Raw genomic sequence first — 7,512 nt, 5'->3', positions numbered from 1 at the left:
AACGTCTCTCGTTGTTGCGGGTGCAAAAGTAGAACCTTTATTCAGTTATACAAGCTTTTTCGATGTGTTTTTTTTATCTTTTTTTGGATTATTTCCTAACTCACTGATAACACTTTATTTACAATTCAAACTTTTTTGATTCCTTGTGGCGTTTTTCTGAATTACACCGTGGTTTTCATCGTTTTCGGGGCTTTTCTGCTTTCCGTTTTGTTGATTTTTTAATCTTTCGTACACTTCTTTGACAAGAAAACAACCTTTTGAAGTAGAACATTTGGCCGTCTTGATCCCGGAAAGACAGCAAAGCATTAGATTTTCTCTATTCAAGGTCCTCTTTGGTCTTTTATTTCGGAGGATTTCTTCTGAAAACAACTGCCCTAGCCCCGATAGCAGCGGAAATCCTTTTGCTTTTTTCTTTAAAAAGCAAAAGATTGGAGCGGATAGCGGGGAATAGCTCCTTATACAAAATCAAAAATTCGGTTTTTTTACTCTTAATATAGTATAGCTTTCTATATACATATATATGTATATGTATAGAAAAAAACAAACCCGACAGGTTTTCAAAAACTGTCGGGTTGCGTGACTGAAATCTATTCTTATATAGTATGTATACTTATATATGTATACTTTCGTTTAGGCTATCTATTACTTCTTTTGTAATTTGAATGCTTTTTAATTTTGCCTGATGATCAAAAATAGGACTTGTTACCATCAATTCATCAATACTAGCGTAGTTGATAAACTTTTTTAGATCTGTGCTCAATTGTTCTTTGTTTCCTGTGAAGGTTCCCGCGGTCATTTGATTGACATGTAAACGTTCTTCTTCACTCATGATATCATCTAGCGACAGAACTGGTGGCTGTAATCCTTTGCGATCGTTCCTGATTAAGTTGAGAAACATTTGATATAAACTTGTCGATAATAATTCGGCTTCTTCATTTGTATCTGCAGCGATGATATTAACGCATGCCATTGTTTTGGGTTTATCTAAAAATTCTGATGCCTGAAAATTTGCACGATAAAACTCAAATGCCTGTATCATTAAACGCGGCGCAAAATGTCCGGCAAAGGCATAAGGCAAACCATAAGCGGCTGCTAAAGCTGCACTTTCCATACTTGAACCTAAAATCCAAATTGGGACATTAAGACCTTCTGCTGGAAAAGCACGAACTTTTCCTGTTGCATTTTCGCTAGAAAAATATTCTTGGAGTTTGCTTACATTTTGAGGAAATCGCTGCGCTTGTTCAAAAAAGTCTTTTCGAATAGCTTCGGCAGTTGGCTGATCTGTTCCTGGTGCTCTTCCTAAACCTAAATCAATTCTATTTGGATAAAGTGTTTCTAATGTTCCGAATTGTTCTGCCACTACTAAAGGAGAATGATTGGGCAACATAATTCCGCCTGAGCCTACACGAATATTCTCGGTTTGACTTGCTACATATCCAATTAAAACAACTGTTGCCGTACTTGCAACGTGTGCCATGTTGTGATGTTCTGCAAGCCAGATTCTTTTGTATCCTAATTTATCTGCTAATTGCGCAATGTCTTTTGTTTTTTGAAATGTTTTGGTCGCGTTGCTATCTTGATTGATAATTGCAAGCTCTAATATTGAAACTGAAATTGGTTTTTTCATATAAAATAATGCTAAGGTGCAAAATTAACTCATTTATATTGATGCACTTTGCTTTCTAATGTTAATTGAATTATAATATTTGTAGCTACAAATGTTTATTGTTTCAATTTCAGATGAATCAGCTTATGGTTTGTCTTACCATCATCTTTTATAATTAGATCTTTGCCAGATTCTATTTCGAATTTAGAAGAAGTTTCAAGCGCTAATGTAATTTCACGATATCTAAATGCTTCAGGAATTTCAGGAATTACAATTTTCACTTCTACATCTTTTCCTTTTTGCTTGTAATCAATTTTTATTCGGTCTCTTAACCAGATGTATTCATAAACTTCCTGCCAAGGCGCCATCCAGACTGAATCGTTTCCTTTTACACCATATTTATCAGCAAGCGCTGTCATATAATATTTGAAATCAGGAAAACGCATGCTTAAGTTCCACAAATTTGTATTTCCCGTTCCGTGTGTGAATTCGTTAAACCAAATTGGATTTGGCTGTTTTACAATCGAATCTAAAGTTTTTAAATAACGATCCATTATTTTAAAACTTGTCGTGTCTTTTGAACTCTGCACAAAAGTTCTGGCCGTAATCATTTTATCTAAATCCATTTTTGAATCGACTTTAAAAACTGGACCAACACCATAATAAGACGCTACCGAAAAATGCCCATTATTAAGTGCATCTTTTTCATATTCCAAATAATATTTCTCATCACCTTCTCCGCCCGGAACTACAAAATGTGACATTGTAAAACCTAGATTTTGTTTTATTGAAGTTGTATTTTCTGTGGCTTCTGTTAAATAATTTGTGCCGTGTTTTGTTGCATGATGAAAACCATGATTCAAAATATCCCAACCGGCATTATACATTTCTTTGATTTCCGGCCACGAAAGATGTCCGCGGTTTGCTGGTAAATCGCGAATTGAACCGCCGTTTATAGCCAATGCTAATTTAAACGGAATTTTATTTCCAAATCCGTCTGAATAAAAAAGCCCTTTTGAAATTGTTCCATCTCCACCTTGATCAATTTTCCATTCATTTTTATCAGAATTACTTATTTTTCCTCCATTCAATAATGGAAATGCTGTTAAATAAGCCGATCGATATCCATCATCAAGAGTAAAACTGTAAGCAAAATGCTTGTTATATTTTAAAGGAGCAGCTTTAATTTTGATCTTTTCTTCCGACTTCAATTTAATTTTAAATGAAATGGTCTTTGATTTTAAAGAATCTTTTTCAGCTACTTCATTTGAAAAACAAGTAAAACATCCGAAGAAGAATATACCGATAAGAAGAATACGTTTTAACATAAATTATATGGATTCAATTTTTGCTTAAAAGTACATTTCTTTTTGAAAAAAATATTTCAAAACCAATTACTCTTTTGAAAATAATTTCTGCTGAATCAAAAAAGAGAATTGATTTAAAACCTAAATTTGTACATCAAAATACCCATTCGGTTTTAGCTTATCTGCAAATGACACACAAAATTTTAATTATAGACGACGAAGAAAAACTGAGAAGTCTGCTGGCGCGTATTATAAAATCGGAAGGATTTGAAGTTTTTGAAGCCAAAGATTTAAAATCTGGTTTTAAGAAACTGGAACAAACGGATATTGATGTTGTTTTATGTGACGTAAAATTACCCGACGGAAATGGTGTTGATTTTCTTCAAAACATAAAAGGAAGTTTTCCTTTAACAGAAGTTATTCTACTAACCGCTTTTGGAAATATTCCAGACGGCGTTCAGGCGATGAAAAATGGTGCTTTCGATTATATTGTAAAAGGAGACGATAATGATAAAATTATTCCGCTTCTTTATAAAGCAGTTGAAAAAGTGCATTTGCAAAAGAAAGTACAACAACTTGAAAAACGCATCAACGACAAATATTCTTTCAGCACTATTATAGGAAAATCGAAAGGAATCGAACAGGTTATTGATCTCGCACAAAAAGTAGCCAAAACCGATTCGACTGTTTTATTAACTGGTGAAACCGGAACCGGAAAAGAAGTTTTTGCGCAGGCGATTCATGAAAACAGCAATCGTGTTGGAAAATCTTTTGTGGCCTTGAACTGTAGTACTTTCACAAAAGAAATTTTAGAAAGCGAACTTTTCGGTCATAAACAAGGCGCTTTTACCGGAGCTGTAAAAGATAAAAAAGGTTTTATTGAAGAAGCGAATGGCGGAACTTTATTTCTGGATGAAATTGGTGAAATGCCAATTGATCTTCAGGCAAAATTATTACGTGTTTTAGAAACTTCCGAATATATTCCCGTTGGAGACACAACTCCAAAAAAATCAAATTTCAGATTAATTGCGGCTACAAACCGAGATTTAAAAACAGAAAGTGACGAACATCGTTTTCGTTCTGATTTGTATTTTCGATTGAATATTTTCGAAATTAAATTGCCTTCTTTAAGAGAACGAATAAAAGATATTGCCGTTTTGACGCATCATTTCGTGAAGCAATTTTCTGAAAAAACGAACAAAAAAACATTACATATCTCTGATGATTTTCTGCAGAAATTAGAAAATTATTCCTGGCCAGGAAATATCCGCGAACTTAAAAACATCATCGAAAGATCCGTTATTTTGAGCAGTGGCGATATTTTGACTTCTGATGTTCTTCCTTACGAACTACAAAATCAAGCTGAAAAAAGCACCAAATCGATGTCGGCTTTCTCAATGCAGAGTGTTGAAAAACTGCATATACAAAAGGTTTTAAATTATACTAAAGGAAATAAAGCGGAAACCGCACGATTATTAGAAATTGGAATTGCAACTTTGTATAGAAAGTTGGAAGAATATGGGATAGAAAATTCGAAAATTTAAAAATTCCAATATCAAAGTAGGCTACATTTTACAATTCATAATTCATAATTAAAAGAACCTTATCATTTCAATAAAAGCTTATCATTTTGATAGGCTTTTTTTATGCCTAATTTTTGGCACAAAACTACATTCCTTTTATTGACAGCACTTTAGCTATAACTTTATTTTTTCGGAACATATTTTGGCATAAGGAGGGAGAACATTAAAAATTCATTCCAAATGAAAAACCAAGTCACCTCAATCTACAAACAAGCAGAACGCTTTGCCGAGATAACAAAAAAATCAATTATTTCTGGAAATATCGTTCGTGCAAAAAAATGTCTGGCTCTTGCAGAACGCCTATTTATTAGCGGAAGCATCGAAACTAAAAATGCCATTTCTAATGTGTATGTTTTTTCGGTTTCTTCTTTTATGGAAGTGCGCCACTGCAATATTTCACATCTATTTCCTCAAACACTTAAAGCAGAATATATCAAGCAGGTTAATGCTTCGGGAGTATAAATCTGTTGAATCGGTTAACTGTTTAATCGAAAATCTAAAGTCTACAATCTTAAATCTAAAATAATATTATGATCACTTTTCTTTTACTCGGGCTGGCCGTTGTGCTGTTTGCCATTTGCTTTCTCTCTGTTGAATTTTTTGAAAAAATCTAAATCATGACTGCACTCTTTATTATTTCAATCGCCGTTTTCGTGTATTTGGTATATGTATTAATCAAACCCGAAAAATTTTAAATCATGTAAAAAGTGAAATGCATTAAGTGAAATGTAAACACAAATTTTATTCATCAACTCATTTTACAAATCACCTCTCACCTTTCACTAAAAAATATAAAAATTATGAACACAGAATTATTAGGCGTCATTGGTATTTTTATCCTAACTATTGTTTTAGCGATTCCTTTAGGAAAATATATTGCTAAAGTTTTCTTGGGAGATAAAACACTTCTTGATCCGATTTTCAATCCAATTGAAAAATTTATTTTTAAAATCAGCGGTATTAATCCTGCTGAAGAAATGAACTGGAAACAACACTTAAAAGCACTTTTAAGTATCAATTTGGTTTGGTTCTTTCTTTGCTTTTTTGTCTTATTGTTTCAGGGTTCTTTGCCTTTAAATCCGGATAACAACCCCTCAATGACGCCAGATCTGGCATTTAACACTGCTATTTCATTTTTAGTCAATTGTAATTTACAGCATTATTCAGGAGAAAGCGGGGTTTCTTACCTTTCACAAATCGTCTTGATGTTCCTTCAATTTGTTTCTGCCGGTATCGGAATGGCTGCTGCCGCTATGATTTTTACAGCAATGAAAGAAAGAACAACAGAAAAATTAGGTAATTTTTACGATTATTTCATCAAAAGCTGTACTCGTATTTTATTACCGCTTTCAGCAATCGTGGCTGTTGCATTAGTATTTAGTGGAACTCCAATGACTTTTGAAGGTAAAGATGCTATTACAACGCTGCAAGGCGATCATGTCGAAGTTTCTCGCGGGCCAGCTGCAGCATTTATTGCGATTAAACATATTGGTACAAATGGTGGTGGATTTTTTGGAGCCAACTCAGCGCATCCATTAGAAAATCCGACTTATTTTACTAACCAAGTTGAACTTTGGGCGCAAATGATTATTCCGTTTGCGATGATTTTTGCTCTTGGATTTTACCTCAACAAAAGAAAATTATCGAATATTATTTTTGGTGTAATGACAGTTGGTTTCTTACTCTTGGTTGTTCCAACAGTTATGAGTGAAATCAACGGAAATCCTGCTATCGAAAAAATGGGCATCGCACAAGCAACCGGAGCGATGGAAGGAAAAGAAGTTCGGTTTGGCCCAGCAATTTCAGGTTTCTGGAGTATTGCAACAACGGTAATTTCTACAGGTTCTGTAAACAGTATGCACGATAGTTCTATGCCAATGTCTGGCACTATGCAACTATTATCTATGATGGTAAATGCCTTTTACGGCGGATGCGGTGTTGGTATTCTAAACTACTATATTTTTATAATTCTAGCCGTATTTATCTCCGGATTAATGGTTGGCCGAACTCCTGAATTTTTAGGTAAGAAAATCGAAGCGCGGGAAGTGAAAATTGCTGCTTTTATCGCCATTCTTCACCCATTATTGATTTTAGCCGGAACTGCTTTAGCTTCTTATTTTGCTGCGCACGATACTGCAATGGGCTATTGGTTTAACGGAAACGCGACAGGATGGTTAAATAATCCTGGTAATCACGGATTCTCAGAAATGTTATATGAATATACTTCAAGTGCTGCCAATAATGGTTCTGGTTTTGAAGGTTTAGGAGATAACAATCCGTTCTGGAATATCACAACAGGAATTGTATTACTATTAAGCCGTTTTATTCCAATTATTGGACCACTGGCAATTGCAGGTTTATTAGCAGGTAAAAAATACATTCCAGAGAGTGCAGGAACTTTAAAAACCGACACCTCGATTTTCGGAATCATGACTTTTGCCGTAATCGCAATTATCGCTGCTTTATCATTCTTCCCAGCGTTGGCTTTAGGTCCATTGGCAGAATATTTCGGAATGTAAAATGTGAAAAAGTAAAATGTGAGATGTAAAAATCGATACCTAAACAACATTTTACAACTTACAAATCACATTTTACTTTTTCACAAATAACAAATCATAAACGTGCTTCAAGATTCTTGATTAATCCATAAATAAGTTTTCCTATGATGTCTAATTTTTCAATCAATTGTTCGCATTCTTTTTCATTGAAAAAATCTAACTCCTTGCTCAATAAAATTAAAGTATCGAGTTCCGATAAAGAACCTAGAGAAATATGTAAAAAATGGATAAACTCTTTTATTCCTTTTCTTGCTGCTCCTTCTGCAATATTAACAGGTATAGAAACAGAAGCTCTGCGAATTTGCGAAGTAATGCCAAACCTTTCCTCAGAAGGAAATTGCCTTGTAGCTAAATAAATTTCTTTAACGAATTCAAAACTTTTAATCCATGAATTCAATTTCTTGTGTGGTTTCATATTTAAAATAATTATTTACAAAAGTAGGAAATTTCACATTTTA

7 protein-coding genes are annotated in these 7,512 nt (G+C 33.9%); 4 read left to right on the top strand and 3 right to left on the bottom strand.

The annotated features are described in order from the left end of the window. Positions 1–610: 610 nt before the first annotated feature. Entirely contained in the window at positions 611–1,627 is a 1,017-nt protein-coding gene (locus FN795_RS11475; RefSeq protein ID WP_142450702.1) for an LLM class flavin-dependent oxidoreductase, read from the bottom strand. A 95-nt stretch (positions 1,628–1,722) separates the two neighbouring features. Beyond that, the gene (locus FN795_RS11470; RefSeq protein ID WP_142450701.1) at positions 1,723–2,934 is read right to left on the bottom strand and encodes a polysaccharide deacetylase family protein; all 1,212 of its coding nucleotides are present in this window, start codon (positions 2,932–2,934) and stop codon (positions 1,723–1,725) included. A gap of 167 nt (positions 2,935–3,101) precedes the next feature. Between FN795_RS11470 and FN795_RS11465 the strand changes: the two genes are divergently transcribed. The 4 genes from FN795_RS11465 to kdpA all read left to right on the top strand — a co-directional run bounded on the left by FN795_RS11465 (position 3,102) and on the right by kdpA (position 7,015). After that, the gene (locus tag FN795_RS11465; RefSeq protein ID WP_142450733.1) at positions 3,102–4,457 is read left to right on the top strand and encodes a sigma-54-dependent transcriptional regulator; all 1,356 of its coding nucleotides are present in this window, start codon (positions 3,102–3,104) and stop codon (positions 4,455–4,457) included. A gap of 219 nt (positions 4,458–4,676) precedes the next feature. Further along, positions 4,677–4,958: a DUF7674 family protein gene (locus FN795_RS11460; protein ID WP_026985832.1), complete on the top strand. Its 282-nt coding sequence runs from the start codon at positions 4,677–4,679 to the stop codon at positions 4,956–4,958. Positions 4,959–5,113: 155 nt separating this feature from the next. Further along, a complete protein-coding gene (kdpF, locus tag FN795_RS11455; RefSeq protein ID WP_081909388.1) occupies positions 5,114–5,191 on the top strand; it encodes a K(+)-transporting ATPase subunit F in 78 nt (25 codons plus the stop codon). Between the two features lie 105 nt (positions 5,192–5,296). Further along, entirely contained in the window at positions 5,297–7,015 is a 1,719-nt protein-coding gene (kdpA, locus tag FN795_RS11450; RefSeq protein WP_142450700.1) for a potassium-transporting ATPase subunit KdpA, read from the top strand. A gap of 94 nt (positions 7,016–7,109) precedes the next feature. Here kdpA and FN795_RS11445 read toward each other — a convergent pair whose 3' ends face one another. Beyond that, positions 7,110–7,469 carry a four helix bundle protein gene (locus FN795_RS11445; protein ID WP_142450699.1) on the bottom strand — a complete coding sequence of 120 codons (360 nt, stop codon included), beginning with the start codon at positions 7,467–7,469 and terminating at the stop codon, positions 7,110–7,112. Positions 7,470–7,512: the final 43 nt, after the last annotated feature.

The sequence above is a fragment of the Flavobacterium resistens genome (assembly GCF_900182645.1).
Taxonomy (GTDB): Bacteria; Bacteroidota; Bacteroidia; order Flavobacteriales; family Flavobacteriaceae; genus Flavobacterium; species Flavobacterium resistens.
This window is presented reverse-complemented; position numbering and strand designations above follow the sequence as displayed.

Bases quoted from the DNA above. Each gene is read 5' to 3' on its own strand.
- FN795_RS11475 (WP_142450702.1), bottom strand. From the start codon at position 1,627: ATGAAAAAACCAATTTCAGTTTCAATATTAGAGCTTGCAATTATCAAT.
- FN795_RS11470 (WP_142450701.1), bottom strand. From the start codon at position 2,934: ATGTTAAAACGTATTCTTCTTATCGGTATATTCTTCTTCGGATGTTTT.
- FN795_RS11465 (WP_142450733.1), top strand. From the start codon at position 3,102: ATGACACACAAAATTTTAATTATAGACGACGAAGAAAAACTGAGAAGT.
- FN795_RS11460 (WP_026985832.1), top strand. From the start codon at position 4,677: ATGAAAAACCAAGTCACCTCAATCTACAAACAAGCAGAACGCTTTGCC.
- kdpF (WP_081909388.1), top strand. From the start codon at position 5,114: ATGACTGCACTCTTTATTATTTCAATCGCCGTTTTCGTGTATTTGGTA.
- kdpA (WP_142450700.1), top strand. From the start codon at position 5,297: ATGAACACAGAATTATTAGGCGTCATTGGTATTTTTATCCTAACTATT.
- FN795_RS11445 (WP_142450699.1), bottom strand. From the start codon at position 7,469: ATGAAACCACACAAGAAATTGAATTCATGGATTAAAAGTTTTGAATTC.